General features: G+C 69.0%; 17 protein-coding genes. 6 read left to right on the plus strand and 11 right to left on the minus strand.

The genetic code is table 11. The annotated features are described in order from the left end of the window. Positions 1–90: 90 nt before the first annotated feature. A complete protein-coding gene (locus ACFVMC_RS32480) occupies positions 91–1,689 on the minus strand; it encodes an amidohydrolase (RefSeq protein ID WP_379216697.1) in 1,599 nt (532 codons plus the stop codon). Positions 1,690–1,744: 55 nt separating this feature from the next. On the opposite strand from ACFVMC_RS32480, the gene ACFVMC_RS32485 reads away from it, so the two are divergent. Further along, positions 1,745–2,119 carry a hypothetical protein gene (locus ACFVMC_RS32485; RefSeq protein ID WP_379216698.1) on the plus strand — a complete coding sequence of 125 codons (375 nt, stop codon included), beginning with the start codon at positions 1,745–1,747 and terminating at the stop codon, positions 2,117–2,119. Here the strand turns inward: ACFVMC_RS32485 and ACFVMC_RS32490 are convergent. From ACFVMC_RS32490 to ACFVMC_RS32505, 4 genes are all read right to left on the minus strand, one after another. Beyond that, the gene (locus ACFVMC_RS32490) at positions 2,108–2,686 is read right to left on the minus strand and encodes a Uma2 family endonuclease (RefSeq protein WP_379216699.1); all 579 of its coding nucleotides are present in this window, start codon (positions 2,684–2,686) and stop codon (positions 2,108–2,110) included. The two genes, ACFVMC_RS32485 and ACFVMC_RS32490, sit on opposite strands and share 12 nt — an antisense overlap. 59 nt (positions 2,687–2,745) lie before the next feature. Then, positions 2,746–3,249, minus strand: a complete 504-nt coding sequence (locus ACFVMC_RS32495; protein ID WP_379216701.1) for an FxsA family protein — start codon at positions 3,247–3,249, stop codon at positions 2,746–2,748. 80 nt (positions 3,250–3,329) lie between these two features. After that, positions 3,330–3,986 carry a response regulator gene (locus ACFVMC_RS32500; RefSeq protein ID WP_379216702.1) on the minus strand — a complete coding sequence of 219 codons (657 nt, stop codon included), beginning with the start codon at positions 3,984–3,986 and terminating at the stop codon, positions 3,330–3,332. A 26-nt stretch (positions 3,987–4,012) separates the two neighbouring features. After that, the gene (locus ACFVMC_RS32505) at positions 4,013–5,182 is read right to left on the minus strand and encodes a sensor histidine kinase (protein WP_379216704.1); all 1,170 of its coding nucleotides are present in this window, start codon (positions 5,180–5,182) and stop codon (positions 4,013–4,015) included. A gap of 79 nt (positions 5,183–5,261) precedes the next feature. On the opposite strand from ACFVMC_RS32505, the gene ACFVMC_RS32510 reads away from it, so the two are divergent. Then, positions 5,262–6,029, plus strand: a complete 768-nt coding sequence (locus ACFVMC_RS32510; RefSeq protein WP_379216726.1) for a TSUP family transporter — start codon at positions 5,262–5,264, stop codon at positions 6,027–6,029. Positions 6,030–6,042: 13 nt separating this feature from the next. Here ACFVMC_RS32510 and ACFVMC_RS32515 read toward each other — a convergent pair whose 3' ends face one another. Then, a complete protein-coding gene (locus tag ACFVMC_RS32515; protein ID WP_379216705.1) occupies positions 6,043–6,699 on the minus strand; it encodes a TetR/AcrR family transcriptional regulator in 657 nt (218 codons plus the stop codon). Between the two features lie 126 nt (positions 6,700–6,825). Between ACFVMC_RS32515 and ACFVMC_RS32520 the strand changes: the two genes are divergently transcribed. Beyond that, complete coding sequence (locus ACFVMC_RS32520) at positions 6,826–8,379, plus strand: TldD/PmbA family protein (RefSeq protein WP_379216706.1); 1,554 nt, start codon at positions 6,826–6,828, stop codon at positions 8,377–8,379. Further along, the gene (locus tag ACFVMC_RS32525; protein ID WP_379216707.1) at positions 8,376–9,788 is read left to right on the plus strand and encodes a metallopeptidase TldD-related protein; all 1,413 of its coding nucleotides are present in this window, start codon (positions 8,376–8,378) and stop codon (positions 9,786–9,788) included. The genes ACFVMC_RS32520 and ACFVMC_RS32525 overlap by 4 nt, the downstream gene beginning before the upstream one ends. Positions 9,789–9,793: 5 nt before the next feature. Here ACFVMC_RS32525 and ACFVMC_RS32530 read toward each other — a convergent pair whose 3' ends face one another. From ACFVMC_RS32530 to ACFVMC_RS32540, 3 genes are all read right to left on the minus strand, one after another. Beyond that, the gene (locus ACFVMC_RS32530; protein ID WP_379216709.1) at positions 9,794–10,300 is read right to left on the minus strand and encodes a DUF4333 domain-containing protein; all 507 of its coding nucleotides are present in this window, start codon (positions 10,298–10,300) and stop codon (positions 9,794–9,796) included. Between the two features lie 217 nt (positions 10,301–10,517). Further along, positions 10,518–10,901, minus strand: a complete 384-nt coding sequence (locus ACFVMC_RS32535) for a PPOX class F420-dependent oxidoreductase (RefSeq protein WP_379216710.1) — start codon at positions 10,899–10,901, stop codon at positions 10,518–10,520. A 33-nt stretch (positions 10,902–10,934) separates the two neighbouring features. Then, complete coding sequence (locus ACFVMC_RS32540) at positions 10,935–11,483, minus strand: PadR family transcriptional regulator (protein ID WP_379216711.1); 549 nt, start codon at positions 11,481–11,483, stop codon at positions 10,935–10,937. A gap of 108 nt (positions 11,484–11,591) precedes the next feature. Here ACFVMC_RS32540 and ACFVMC_RS32545 point away from each other — a divergent pair, with 108 nt between their 5' ends. Next, entirely contained in the window at positions 11,592–12,305 is a 714-nt protein-coding gene (locus tag ACFVMC_RS32545) for a glyoxalase (protein ID WP_379216713.1), read from the plus strand. Between the two features lie 143 nt (positions 12,306–12,448). On the opposite strand, the gene map is transcribed toward ACFVMC_RS32545, so the two are convergent. Continuing rightward, positions 12,449–13,219: a type I methionyl aminopeptidase gene (gene map, locus ACFVMC_RS32550; protein ID WP_379216714.1), complete on the minus strand. Its 771-nt coding sequence runs from the start codon at positions 13,217–13,219 to the stop codon at positions 12,449–12,451. Positions 13,220–13,301: 82 nt separating this feature from the next. Between map and ACFVMC_RS32555 the strand changes: the two genes are divergently transcribed. Continuing rightward, positions 13,302–13,565, plus strand: coding sequence for a helix-turn-helix transcriptional regulator (locus ACFVMC_RS32555; RefSeq protein ID WP_379216716.1), 264 nt, complete (start codon positions 13,302–13,304; stop codon positions 13,563–13,565). On the opposite strand, the gene ACFVMC_RS32560 is transcribed toward ACFVMC_RS32555, so the two are convergent. Next, positions 13,562–13,915 carry a hypothetical protein gene (locus tag ACFVMC_RS32560; protein ID WP_379216717.1) on the minus strand — a complete coding sequence of 118 codons (354 nt, stop codon included), beginning with the start codon at positions 13,913–13,915 and terminating at the stop codon, positions 13,562–13,564. The genes ACFVMC_RS32555 and ACFVMC_RS32560 overlap by 4 nt on opposite strands. Positions 13,916–14,037 lie beyond the last annotated feature (122 nt).

The following is a 14,037-nucleotide window of genomic DNA, read 5'->3' on the forward strand; positions in this document are numbered from 1 at the left end:
CCAACACCCCACCCGCCCTACACACCACCCACCCCTGCGAGCCGACCAACCAAGGGCGGCCCCACACGGGCTGATGGAGATCGGGTCGGGTCAGGCTTTGTAGATGGTGGTGCCGCGGTGGACGGTGCGGAGGCAGCGGGGTAATGGGGTGGTGGGGTCGAGGGGTGGGAGGCCGGGGACTCGGGAACGGGGGTCGGTGGACCAGCGTTGGACGGTGTCCGCGGCGGCGGCGACCACCAGGTCGGCGGCGTCCCAGACCGCGTAGGAGGCAGGAGCGCCGGGGACAAGGGTGCCGGCGAGGCCGTCGCGGACGCCACCGGCCCGCCACGCGCCGCGGGTGGCGGCGGCGAAAGCGGCGCGGGGTGAGATGCCGTTGCCGGCGGTGCGGTGGTGGGCGGCGGCGCGGACGGCGGACCACGGGTCCAGCGGGGTGACCGGGGCGTCCGAGCCGATGGCGAGGGAGATGCCCGCGGCGGCCATGGCGGCGAACGGATTCAGGCGGGCGGCGCGGGCGGCGCCGAGGCGAGCGGCGTACATGCCGTCGGGCCCGCCCCAGGCGGCGTCGAAACCTGGCTGCACACTGGCGATCACACCCCAGGCGGCCAGCTTCGCGATCTGGTCGGCGTCCAGCAGTTCGGCGTGTTCGACACGATGTCCGCGCGCCGCGACAGCGGGACCGCCCAACTCGGCGACGACCTGCTCGAATCCGGCGACCACCGCATCCATGGCGGCATCGCCGATGACATGGAAGCCCGCCTGGATCCCCGCCTCGGTACACGCCCGCACGTGGGCGGCGATCGCGTCGGCGTCCAGATAGGAGCGGCCGGTACCGTCGGCGTCGGCGTATTTCTCACGCAGCCACGCGGTATGCGAGCCGATCGACCCGTCGACGAACAGATCACCGCCGAGCCCGTGCACGCCGAGCTCCCGCACCAGCGCTTCGGCTTCCTCGGCGGTCCGCACGGCCGCACCCCAGTACGCCCGCACCTGCACCCCGTGCTCGAATTCCAGCAGCTCGCGCAGATCGGCGGCACCGGCGATATCCGGCCCGCCGCACTCGTGCACCGCCACGATCCCCTGCGCGGCGGCCGCGTCCAGCGCCGCTTTGCGCGCCGAATCCCGTTGCGCGCGAGTCAAACCCGCCAGGGCGGCACCTCGCACCAGATGATGAGCGTCGGCCCGTACCGGCTCCCCCGCGCGGTACCCGGTGGCCGAAACCACCTCGGGTACTGCTTCCAGCAGCGCCGAGGACGCGATCGCCGAATGCCCGTCCACCCGGGCGAGATACACCCGCCGTCCGGCACCCGCCGCGGCGTCGAGCTCCGCGACGGTCGGCGCCCGGCCCTCGGCCCATGCGGTCTCGTCCCAGCCGTCCCCCAGGATCGTGCCGTCCGGATGTGCGGCCGCGAACTCCCGCACCGCCGCCAGCAACTCCGCCAGCGAACGCACCCCACCGAGATCCAACCCGGTCAGCTTCAACCCGAGCGCTGTCACATGTACATGCGGATCCACGAACCCCGGCGCCACGAAAGCCCCGGCCAAGTCGATGACTTCCGCGTCCGGATGCAGGGCAAGCCCTGGCCTGTCGGCCCCCAGCCACACCACCATCCCGTCGGTGACCGCCATCGCGGTCGCGTCAGGCGCACTGGAACTGTAGATCCGACCACCGATCAGCAACTGGGTACCCACGAGCGACCAGTCTGCCGTATCCCCCTTCGACCCCCGAACACCAGACAGCCCTCGTGTGCCACACCGCACTCGAATCAGCCGACAGCACGATCCATGTACCACTGCTGTCTTCGTACGTTCCGGGCACATTCCGCCGCTGCCCTTTGCCGGACTGTCCCCGGTCGCCACGCATCGCCGGCTCGCTACCGCGACCGACGACGTCCCGATTTGCGATCTGCGCCAGCAGTTCTGGTTCCTGCACTGGGGACCCACGACCGACAACGTGCAGAGCTACGCCTTCCGCGTCGGCAACCACCTGGTCATCACAGTGCAGTTCCGACGTGCGGCGCATCTGCTCGATCATCCCGACCATGTCGGAAGAGTCTTCGAGGTCGAGATCGAGCCCGCGGAATTCGTCGGCATCCTCGAAAGTCTGCATTCAGCTCTGTAGGCCGTACCTCGGCAGGCAACCACTGTCGAGTTCGAAGCCGAACGGCTCGGGCAGCGGGATGGAATCACCGTAGATTCCGTCCAATCTGCCTTTGTACTCCCCGCTCTTGGGATGGGTGTACAGCGACCACTCACCCTGCCGAGGATCGATCACCAACAAGGTTTTTACGCCCGCGACGGCGTACCACCCATTCTTGTCTGTGATCTGCCGTGCCTTCTCGGACTGCGAGATGACCTCTACGGCCAACTCGACATCTGCCGCGTCAGCCAGCCAATCATCATCATCGGCCCATGATTCCGGCAGAACGATCAGATCCGGAGTGCAGTAGTCGTCGTCATCATCGGGCATCGGAATCGACGTGACCTCGAAAGGCTGGAGCCCCTGCGGCATTCTCGGCTGCAATTGCTGCCGGAGACGCAAGATCGTGCCCGCGTGCTTGCCACGCGGCGTCGGTGACATCACGAGGTTCCCTCCCAGTATCTCCACACGCAGACCCGTCGTGATCTCGATTTCCTCCGCGACAACGCGCAGATTCCCGGGGCGCGGATGGATGCTGGGGACGCTCACGAACGATCACTCCAACCCTTGCGAACGGCTGAACCCCAACGATATACCAGCTGCCCGACTCACACCGCCGGCCCGATGACCCGCCGCGCGTTCCCCTGCCCGTCGTCGTACCACTGCTGCACGACCACACCGTCGATGACATCGCCGCGGTCGACGACCTCCTCGCCGTCGATGACGATGCCGCGGTAGGGCATCTGGGCGCGGAGGGTGGCGACGCGCCGGTCGGCGATGCGGCCGACCAGGGGGCGGACCAGGAAGCGGGTGGGTGGCAGCAGGAAGAGCAGGCCGATCAGGCCGGTGACGAGGCCGGGGATGAACATGAGCAGACCACCGGCGGCTACGAGGGTGGCGTCGGCGACGGCGGTACCGGGGGTGATCTCGCCGCGGCGGGCGCGACGGAACTGTTCGAAGACGCGGCGGCCCTGCGACCCGATGAGCAGCATGCCGGTGGCGGATACCGCGATGAGCGCCAGGATCGCGGGGATGACGCCGAAGAAGTGACCGACGGCGATCAGCGCGGCGAGTTCGACGACGGCGTAGAGGGCGAAGATCAGGGCGGGCATGGACGATCCTTTCGGTCTATCTGTTCCAACGCCGCGAGGGCTCGATTTTCTCCCGCCCGAGCTGGGAACCCCCTGAGAGTTCAGCCGCCGGGCCGTACCAGCCCGGTCTCGTAGGCCAGCACCACCGCCTGCACCCGGTCCCGCAGCCCGAGTTTGGTCAGCACCCGGCCGACGTGTGTCTTCACCGTGGCTTCGGACAGGAACAGCTGTTCGGCGATCTCGGCGTTGGAGCGGCCGGCCGCGATCTGCTCGAGCACTTCGCGTTCCCGCGCGGTGAGCACATCCAGGACCGACGGGTCGCGCATACCGCCGGGCTCCTCGGCAATGAGCCGGTCCAGCAGGCGTTTGGTGACTTTCGGCGAGACCACCGCGTCACCGGCGGCGACGCTGCGCACCGCGGAGACGAGGTCTTCGGGCGGTGTGTCCTTGAGCAGGAATCCACTGGCGCCCGCGCGCAACGCGCCGAGTGCGTGTTCGTCGAGGTCGAAGGTGGTCATCACGAGGACCCTGCTGTGCCCGGCCGCCACGATCTGCCCGGTCGCGGTGACGCCGTCGACCACGGGCATCCGCACGTCCATCAGCACCACGTCGGGCCGCAGTTCCCGGGCCCGCGACACCGCGACGGCCCCGTTCTCGGCTTCGCCCACCACGTCCAGGTCGGGGTGTGCGCCGAGCACCATTTTCAGGCCCATGCGCATCAATTCCTGGTCGTCGACGACGAGAACGGTGATCGGCACGGTCTCAATCTATCGGCAGACCACGACTATTCGGTGCGGCCGGGGTCGAGCGGGATGCTGGCGTGCACGCGCCAGGCGCCGTCGGCGCGGCGTCCGGCGGTCATCGTGCCGCCCAGCACCGCGATGCGTTCGCGCATGCCGAGCAGTCCGAGCCCGCTGCTCGGGATCGCCGGCCCGTGTACGGGCACACCGCCGGAGTCGGTCACCTCGACGGTCACGTCGGTGTCGTGCCGCTGCACCCGCACCCATGCCTTGGGGCTGGTGCCCGCGTGCCGCAGCGTGTTGGTCAGCGATTCCTGGATGATGCGATGCACGCCCAGGCTGACCTCGGGTGAGATGCCGTCGAGTTCGCCGGTCAGTTCCAGGTCGACGGCAAGCCCGGTGCCGCGCATCATCTCGACCATGGCGGCGATGCCCGCGGTCCCGTGCTGCGGCAGTTGGTCGGGCGCGTGTTCGGTGCGCAGCAGCGCGACGGTGCGCCGCAGTTCCCGCAGTGCTTCGCGCCCGGTGCCGGAGATGGTGGTGAGCGCCTGTTCGGCGGTGTCCGGGTCGCGGCGCAGCGCGTATTTCGCGCCGTCGGCCTGCACGATGATGACGCTGACGGCGTGCGCGACGATATCGTGCAGTTCGCGGGCGATGCGGGTGCGTTCCCGTGAGACGGCCTCGTGGGTGCGGCGTTCCCGGTCGTAGTCGGCGACGGCGAGCCGGGCGGCCACCTCGGCGTCGTAGGCGTGGCGGGCGCCGTTGAATTCGGCCAGGGTCCAGCACAGCGCGTAGTACATGCCGATGGTCCATATGGTGCTCAGTACCGGTTGCCGCAGCAGCCAGACCGACAGCGCGGTGTCCACCGCGAGACCGGCCAGCAACAGCAGGCCCTCGCGCCGCCCGACGTAGGCGACGAGGGTGTAGAGCATGATGCCGAGGGCGATCAGCGCCGGATGCACGGCGTCGTCGTCGAGCAGGTAGCCGATCATGGTGGTGTTGATCGCGAGCACCAGCATGGCAGCCGCCATGGCGCGTGGATAGATCCGCCGCAGTACGACCGGCAGGGGCAGCAGTCCGCTCAGTACCAGGAAGGCGACGGGCTGACTGCTCTCGCCGATGCCGATGAAGATGTCGCACAGCAGTAACGCGAACGCCAGGATGGAGTCCGCGACGACGGGCTTGCCACGAAGCCACAGGCTGAACCGGCGCATGCGCCCACCCTAGGACGCCCTGCCGATAATTCGGGCACCCCCGAACGAACAATCATGGGATGTCTGGTTGGCTGACGGGGTGGATCTCGGAGACTGGGCAGCGCTCTTGGCCGCCGCGACCGCCGCGGGCTGGGTGGACGCGGTGGTCGGCGGCGGCGGTTTGATCATCTTGCCGACCCTGCTGCTGGTGGCGCCGTCCATCGCGCCGCAGACCGCGCTGGGCACCAACAAGATGGCGGCGGTCGCGGGCACCGCCGCCTCGGTGGCGACCTTCGCGCGCAAGGTGCCGATCCAGTGGCGGCTGATGGTGCCCGCCGCCGCGCTGGCCGCGGTCACCGCCGCCTGCGGCGCGGCCGCGGTGTCGCTCATCGACCGCGATCTGTTCATTCCGATCGTGCTGGTGGTGCTGGTGGGGGTGGCGCTGTTCGTCACCCTGCGGCCCTCGATCGGCGTCACCATGGCCACCCATCCCCCGACCCGCCGCAAGGTGATCCTGGTGGTGGCGCTGGCCGCCGGTCTGATCGGCCTGTACGACGGCCTGATCGGTCCCGGTACCGGCACCTTCCTGATCATCACCTTCGCCACCCTGCTGGGCACCGAGTTCGTGCGGGCGGCGGCGATGGCGAAGGTGATCAACTGTGGGTCGAATGTGGGCGCGCTGATCTATTTCGGGTGCACCGGCCACATCCTGGTCGCATTGGGCGCGGCCATGGCCCTCGCCAATATCGCGGGCGCGGTGCTCGGCTCGCACATGGCGTTGCGCAACGGCGCGAAGTTCGTGCGCATCGTCCTGCTGGTGGTGGTCGTGGCGATGGTGGCCCGGCTGGGCTGGCAGCAATTCGGTTGAGCGAGCGGACCTTTCAGGCGACGGGCTCCGGCGTGGCCGGTCGGGTGGAGGCCAGCCAGGGTTGCAGCACCCGCGAGGTGGTCTCGTGGATGCGCCGGTGCAGGCGCTCGCCGTCCTCGACGGTCTCCTGCGGCTGCTGGAACAGGACCGTCAGCGCACCCGACACCGCACCGACGACCGCGCCGACCAGGGCGGCCGCACCGACCTCGTCGAGTTCGTCGGGAAACGCGGCGTGCAGCTGCCGCCCCATCTCCCGCTGCGCCACGAGCTGTGCGTGCGCGGCTCGTCCGCTCACCGCGGGCACGGTGCGCGAAACCTGCGCGCGCACAGCGGCGATGCGGGCATTGAGATCGTCGACCAGGTGTTCGCCGGGGTTGTCGCCGGCCGCCCGCAGCGCGCGCAGCAGCACTTCGACCGGGCGCTCGCCGGGGCGGCGGGAACTGATCGCGGCGACAGCCGCCCGCACCCGATCGTCGGGTTCGGGGAAGAGCAGTTCTTCCTTGCTGGCGAAGTAGTTGAAGAAGGTGCGGGTGCCCACTTCGGCGGCGGCCGCCACGTCGGCGACCGTCGTGTCCTCGTAACCTCTTTCCTCGAACAGCTCGACGGCGGCTTCGAGGAGAGCGCGGCGGGTACGTTCCCGTTTACGGTCGCGGAGGGCGGATGGTGGCACGCGGGCACAGTACTGCTTTTGTCGGCTTAAGTAGTGTAACCACGGGTTTTCCGCGCGCCGCGCGATCTTGAAAGACCGGTCTCGCAGTCGCTCAGGGCAATTCGGCCGAGCGTGTAGCGTTGGTCTATGAACTCAGCATCGCGCAGCGATTCGACGAGGGGCGGGCCCGCCGAAGTGGACGCCGAATTCCTCGCGCTGCCACTGGCTACGCTGGCCGACGCCGCCCTGTCCACCGCCCGCGTCCTGGGCGCCTCGCACGCCGATCTGCGGGTGCATCGGCTGGTGACACAGTCGATCCGCTTGCGCGACGGCCGAGTGGAGGCGATCACCAATGCCACCGATCTGGGCTTGGCGGTCCGCGTGATCGTCGATGGCACGTGGGGTTTCGCCTCCGCCGCCGCGCTCACACCCGACGCGGCCGCCGAGGTGGCCCAGCGCGCGGTGACGGTGGCCAAGACCTTGCGGGCGCTGAACCGGGAGCGGGTGGAGCTCGCCGCCGAGCCGCGCTACGCCGGCGCGCGGTGGGTCTCGGCCTACGAGGTGGACCCGTTCGCCCTTCCGACCGCCGACAAAGTCGATGTCCTGCAGGACTATTCGGGACGGCTGTCGGCCGCCGACGGCGTCGACCACGTGACGGCGTCGGTGCTCCAGGTCAAGGAGCAGACCTTCTACGCCGACACCGCCGGTACCTCGATCACCCAGCAGCGGGTGCGCGTGCATCCGGAGCTGGAGGCGATCACCGTCGATTCCGCCGCGGGGGTCTTCGAATCGATGCGCACCCTGGCCGCTCCGGCGGGACGGGGCTGGGAATACGTGACCGGCGCCGATCGGGTGTGGGATTGGGACGACGAACTCGCGCGCATTCCGGTCTGGCTGGCCGAGAAGGTCAAGGCGCCCAGCGTCACGCCGGGGCCCACCGATCTGGTCATCGATCCGACCAATCTGTGGCTCACCATCCACGAGTCCATCGGCCACGCCACCGAGTACGACCGCGCCATCGGCTACGAATCCGCGTACGCCGGAACCTCGTTCGCGACCCCCGACCAGCTCGGCACCCTGAAGTACGGCACCCCGATCATGCAGGTCACCGGCGACCGCACCGAAACGCACGGCCTGGCCACCGTCGGTTTCGACGACGAGGGCGTGGCCGGCCAGCGCTGGGATCTGGTACGTGACGGCATCCTGGTCGGCTACCAGCTGGATCGCGTCTTCGCGCCGCGCCTGGGCCTGGAACGTTCCAACGGCTGCTCCTACGCCGATTCGGCGCATCATGTGCCGATCCAGCGGATGGCCAACGTTTCCCTGCAACCGGATCCGGAACGCGACACCACCACCGCGGAGCTGATCTCGCGGGTGCGCGACGGCATCTACATCGTCGGCGACAAATCGTGGTCGATCGATATGCAGCGCTACAACTTCCAGTTCACCGGGCAGCGGTTCTTCCGTATCCGCGACGGCGAACTGGACGGCCAGCTCCGCGACGTCGCCTACCAGGCGACCACCACCGATTTCTGGGGTTCGATGGAGGCGGTCGGCGGCCCGTCCACCTGGCGGCTGGGCGGAGCGTTCAACTGCGGCAAGGCCCAGCCCGGCCAGGTCGCGGCGGTGAGCCACGGCTGCCCGTCGGTGCTGGTGCGCGGCGTCAATATCCTCAACACCCGAAACGAGGCGGGACAGTGACAGCGACAACGGTTTCGGCGGCCCCGGAGGTCGTGGAGCGGGCGCTGCGGCTCTCGCGCGCGGACGAGGCCATCGTGCTCGTCACGGACGCGCACGAGGCGTCGCTGCGCTGGGCCGGGAATTCCATGACCACCAATGGTTCCTCGGTCGCGCGGTCCTGGTCGGTGATCTCGATCTTCCGCACCGGGCCGAACGACGCCCGCGTCGGCAGTGTCAGTGCCACCAGCGTGGACGCCGCCGATATCGAGGCCGTGGTGCGCGCCAGCGAGGACGCGGCCCGCACCGCCGAGCCGGCCAAGGACGCCGTGCCGCTGCTGGATCCGGATACAGCGAACCCGGCTGCGCCGAATCGGGACCTGCCCTGGGACGGCGCCCCCGCCGGCACCGACATCACCGTCTTCGCGGAGGTCGCCCGAGATCTCGCAACCGGTTTCGACGGTACCGACAAGCTGTACGGATTCGCCCACCACCAGGCGCACTCCACCTGGCTGGGCACCTCCACGGGCATCCGCCGCCGCTGGATCCAGCCGACCGGTTCGATCGAGATCAATGGAAAGCGCGGCGCGGGCGCGGATCTGGCGAGCGCCTGGGTCGGCGCGGGCACCCAGGATTTCACCGATGTGGATGTCCCGGGGCTGTTGAACGCTCTGTCGCAGCGCCTGGACTGGGCCGCGCGACGGGTCGAGTTGCCCGCCGGGCGGTACGAGACGCTGCTGCCGCCGTCCGCGGTCGCCGACCTGATGATCTACCTGAACTGGTCTATGGAGGGCCGCGGCGCGCACGAGGGCCACACCGCGTTCGCCCGGCCGGGCGGCACTCGAATCGGTGAGCGGCTCACCGATATTCCGCTCACCCTGTACTCCGACCCCACGGCCGCCAAGCTGGAGTACCAGCCGTTCGTGACCGCCGGGTCGTCCTCGGAGGCGGTGTCGGTATTCGACAACGGGCTCTGCGCGCAGCGGGTGGACTGGGTGCACGAGGGCGTCATCCGGTCGCTGATGTATCCGCGCGCGACCGCGGCCGAATTCGGTGCGCAGCCGACGGTTCCGGGCGGCAACCTGCTCATGACCGGCGGAGCCGACACGTCCCTGGACGAGATGATCGCCCGCACCGAGCGCGGCCTGCTGCTGACCTGCCTGTGGTACATCCGCGAGGTCGACCCGGCCACCCTGCTGCTCACCGGCCTCACCCGCGACGGCGTGTACCTGGTCGAGAACGGCCAGGTCACCGCCGCGGTGAACAACTTCCGCTTCAACGAGAGTCCGCTGGATCTGCTGCGCCGGGTCGGCGAGGCGGGCCGCACCGAGATCACGCTGCCGCGTGAGTGGAAGGACTGGTTCTCCCGGACGGCCATGCCGCCGTTGCGGATTCCCGACTTCCACATGTCCTCGGTGAGCCAGGCGACCTGAGTGTTCTAGTGCGGGCGGGAGACCTCGTAGGTGCCGTCATGGTCGGTGACGGTCACCGCGACGGTCTTCTTCGTGCCATCGACCCGGACGCTGCACTCGTAGCTGCCGCCCACCACGACCGGCAGATCCGTCGGGCAGACGACGTCTTTGACCTCGACCAGCCCGTAGGACTCGCTCAGCACCTGGGCGATACCGCGCTGCACGGCGTTCGGATCGAGATTGTCCGGCACCTCCGGCTCGGCGGCGGCCACCGGCGTGCTGGGCAGCACACCGATGGGGGCGACGGCGGGCACCTGAGGCGCGGCCGCGGGCGCGGGTTTGCGTGCGGGCGCGTCGTTTTCGCGAATGTTCACCACGATCAAGCCCGCGATCACTCCGGCGATGGCGATGACGAACGCGGCCACCACGCCGGCGATGATGACGGGCACCCAGCCGTTGGGGTCGTGCTCGTCCTCGGGTTCGGCGATCGGATAGGGGCGAGCCGGGTTCGGCCGTCTCGTCGGTGCGGTCATGCAGTCCCTCCCTCTACTGGGCAGTGTCTAGTTCGGCGTGTTCGGGGCCCGGACAGGTCACGCGGGCTGCCTTCTCCGGGCCTTACCTCACGTGCCGGTGTCGGACAGTATTTCGGCTGCGGACCACCCCCGTGCGGGAGGAAGGATAGCCGAGCGCGTGCGGGTCCGTCGGAAGTCCTGGCGATTCGCCGGAGGCGACATGCCGGGACGCGAGTAGCTATGCGACGGGAGTGATCTCGATTCCGATCGTGCCCGCCTTGCCGCGGCGCAGATTGCTACCGAGGATGACGAGCGGCCCGAGAATGAAGTACTTCTTCCTCAGCAGTCGGCGCACCCGGGCGGTGCCCGCCTCGTCGAGGATCCGCCCGGTGCCCTCGATCACCTCGCCGTGCGGTTTGCCGGCCGGGTTGCACGGTTGCAGTGTCACCGCGGGATCGCGCCGCAGCCGCTTGACCTTCCAGCTGTCAGCGACCGTCCAGACGTAGAGCTTGTCGTCGGCGGCGACCGCCCACACCGGGGTGCCGACCGGCGTGCCGTCCTTGCGGAAGGTGGTCAGCAGTACATAGTCGGCGCTGCCGACGGCCCCGAGGCTGTTCGTCATGGCGTCAGCCTACTGGCGGCGGATCCTGTTGCGTCAGTCGGTTGTTCGATATTCGCCCGCCTCCAAGCGTTCGATCAGTCCGGCGGTCCAGCCGGTGAGGTTGGCGAAGACTCCGCTCCAGAGTTCCAGCAGATCGGTGGCGTGCGGCGGCTCGTGCCTGCCGGGGAAATCGGGAATCATGGCGAGCAGCCCGTCGCGTGTCTCGGCGCTGTTGCGCTGCTGCTCACGCAGTTTCGCCACCAGATGATCACGAGGCAGGGCGTCCATGAACGCGATCGCCGCGCCGAGCTCTTCCATATCGATACTCACCAGCGCGCCGTCCATGAGCCGGCGGAATTCGGCCTCGCCCGCCTCGGTCATTTCGTACAGGGTGCGACCGGGCCCTTCGGCACTGTTCTCGGTGCCGACGGTGGCGAGCTTGCCCTCGGCGGCGAGTTGCTTGAGCGCGTGATAGATCGAGCCGGGCTTGACATTGGTCCAGGTTTCGGCGCGCCAGGACAGCAGCTCGCGGCGGACCGCGTAACCGTGGGTGGGCTGCTGCTGACGGACGACACCAAGCACCAGCAGGCGCACTGCGGACATGATCGGCTCCTTTGCTCGCGCTCATACTACTCAAACTTGACTTCCGGATCTCGACCGCACTAACCTCGGCTAGTCAAACTTGACTAATGCTGCTTGGAGGCGAGATACATGCCCGACACCCCAGTCCCGATCATGTGGAGCGCGGACCCGGACGAAACCCTCGACTTCTACAAAACCCTCGGCTACACCGTGGTCGACACCCAGACCCGGCCGTACATCTACCTCGCGCTGGAACGCAACGACTGCCCCTTGCACTTCACGGGGATGCCCGACGGAATCACCAGCCCCTTCGAAGGAGTGACCTGCCTGGTCATGGTCGACGACGTGGCCGATCGGCATCGCGATTTCACCGAGCGCCTACGGGCCCGGTACAACAAGATCCCGGCCAAGGGCTATCCGCGGATCACCCGATTTCGGCCGGGCCAGAGCCGCTTCACCCTGATCGACCCGCACGGCAATTGCCTGCTGTTCATCCAGCGCGATGAACCGTGGGAGCTGGACTACGGCGGTTCGAAGGAGCTCGAGAATCTGGCGAAGGTACTCGACAACGCCCGCATCGTGCGGGATTTCAAGAACGACGATGCGGCCGCCGCCCGGATCCTGGAGGTCGGGCTGGGTCGTTTCGCCCTGCGATCCACCCCGGTGGAACGTGGGCGCGCGCTGGCCATGCTCGCGGAAATCGCTGTCGCCCAGGAGGATCCGGAGGCCGCGGCGAAGTACCGGGGGCAGATACAGGAGCTGGACCTCTCGGAAGCCGACCGAGCCGTCGTCGCCGACGAACTGCGCGCGGGCACCGATCTGGAGCGCTGGCTCTCGGAGTGAATCCTCGGACCCGGCCTCGGGCCACGCCCACCTCCGACGGCGGTCCGCGACGAGACCGGGCCCCTTTCCGGCAACGGACCGCGCCGAGGCCGGGCCCAGCGCAGCCGGAGTAACGTCGCCGAAGCTCGGGGACCGGGCCGCACTCAGGCGGCCGGTGCGGTCAGAATCCGCGGGCCGCCCTCGGTAATCGCGATGGTGTGCTCGGAGTGTGCGGTGCGCGAACCGTCGGCCGAGCGCAGGGTCCAGCCGTCGGGATCGGTGTAGATGCGATCGGTGGTACGGGCGAACCACGGTTCGATCGCGATGGTCAGGCCGGGGCGCAGCGGGTAGCCCCGGCCCGGTCGCCCGGCATTGGGCACGTGCGGGTCCTCGTGCATGGTGCGACCGAGCCCGTGGCCGCCGAATTCCAGATTCACCGGGTACCCATGGGCTTTCGCGACCGCGCCGATCGCGGCCGAGACATCGCCCATCCGATTGCCGGGCAGCGCGACCGCGATGGCGGCGGCCAGCGCCTCCTCGGTGGCCCGGATCAGCCGCACGTCCTCCGGCGCGGCGGTGCCGACGATGACGGTGCTCGCCGCGTCGGCGACCCAGCCGTCGATGCCGACGGCCAGATCCATGGTGAGCACATCGCCGTCGGCGAGCGCGTAGTCGTGCGGAAGCCCGTGCAGGACCGCGTCGTTGACCGACAGGCAGACGGTGTTGCGGAACGGCCCGCGCCCGAACGACGGCGTGTAGTCCCAGTAGCAGGACACCGCCCCCCGCTGCCGGATCCGTTCGCGCACATGGGCTTCCAGATCCAGCAGATTCACCCCGACGGCGGCGCGGGCGCGCAGGTCGGCCAGCACCTCCGCGACGAACTCTCCGGTCACCCGCATGCGCTCGATCTCGCCGGGCGACTTCAATTCCACCACACGTCCACCTTTCGTCGGTATTTTAATACCACCTTAGCGGCGCCGGTATTTAAATACCAATCGATGCGGTAACCTGGGGCGCATGGTTCGCCTCCCGCTCACCCCCGCCCAGGTCGAAGCCGGCCGCCGCCTCGGCAGCCTGCTGCGCGCGGCACGCGGCGACCGCGACCTCACCGAGGTCGCGCGGTCCGCGGGAATCTCTCCGGAAACCCTGCGCAAGATCGAAACCGGCCGGCTGCCCTCCCCCGCGTTCGGCACCGTGGTCGCCCTCGGCCAGGCACTCGACCTGCCGCTACAGGAACTCGCCGACACCTGCCGCCCGGCGGGCCTGGCCGAATCCGCCTAGCTACCTGCCGACACACCGCCGATCGCGAGATAGACGGTCATCATGACCAGCAGGAACCAGCCCGCCCCCTGCCAGACGACCCACTTCCCGCCGCGCCGCCACACCAGATAGGTGGCGACGAACGCGCCGAGCCCGCCCAGCAGCAGCACCGCACCCGGGCCGAAGACCACCGCCACGGCCGAACTCGTGTCGCAGAGCACCGCCTCGGCCGCGCAGCGCGCCCGCGACGCCGCCCACCAGAAGGTCAGCGCCGCCACCAGGCCCGCGAAACTCAGCACCACGATCACATAGGCCGCCGCCCGACGGAACGTCCCGTCACCCGACCAGCGCTTCTCCACATCGTCGACCATGTCGGTCCCTAAGTTCGTAGGTGTCTAGGGTTGGTGCCCTGGATGCCCAGGGCGGTGGGGTGTAGCTCATGTCGGTTTGCCTTTGGTGAGGCTCCGAAGGACTGGCTGCCCCGCCGTGCTGG

This window comes from Nocardia sp. NPDC127579 (genome assembly GCF_042672005.1).
Lineage (GTDB): Bacteria > Actinomycetota > Actinomycetes > Mycobacteriales > Mycobacteriaceae > Nocardia.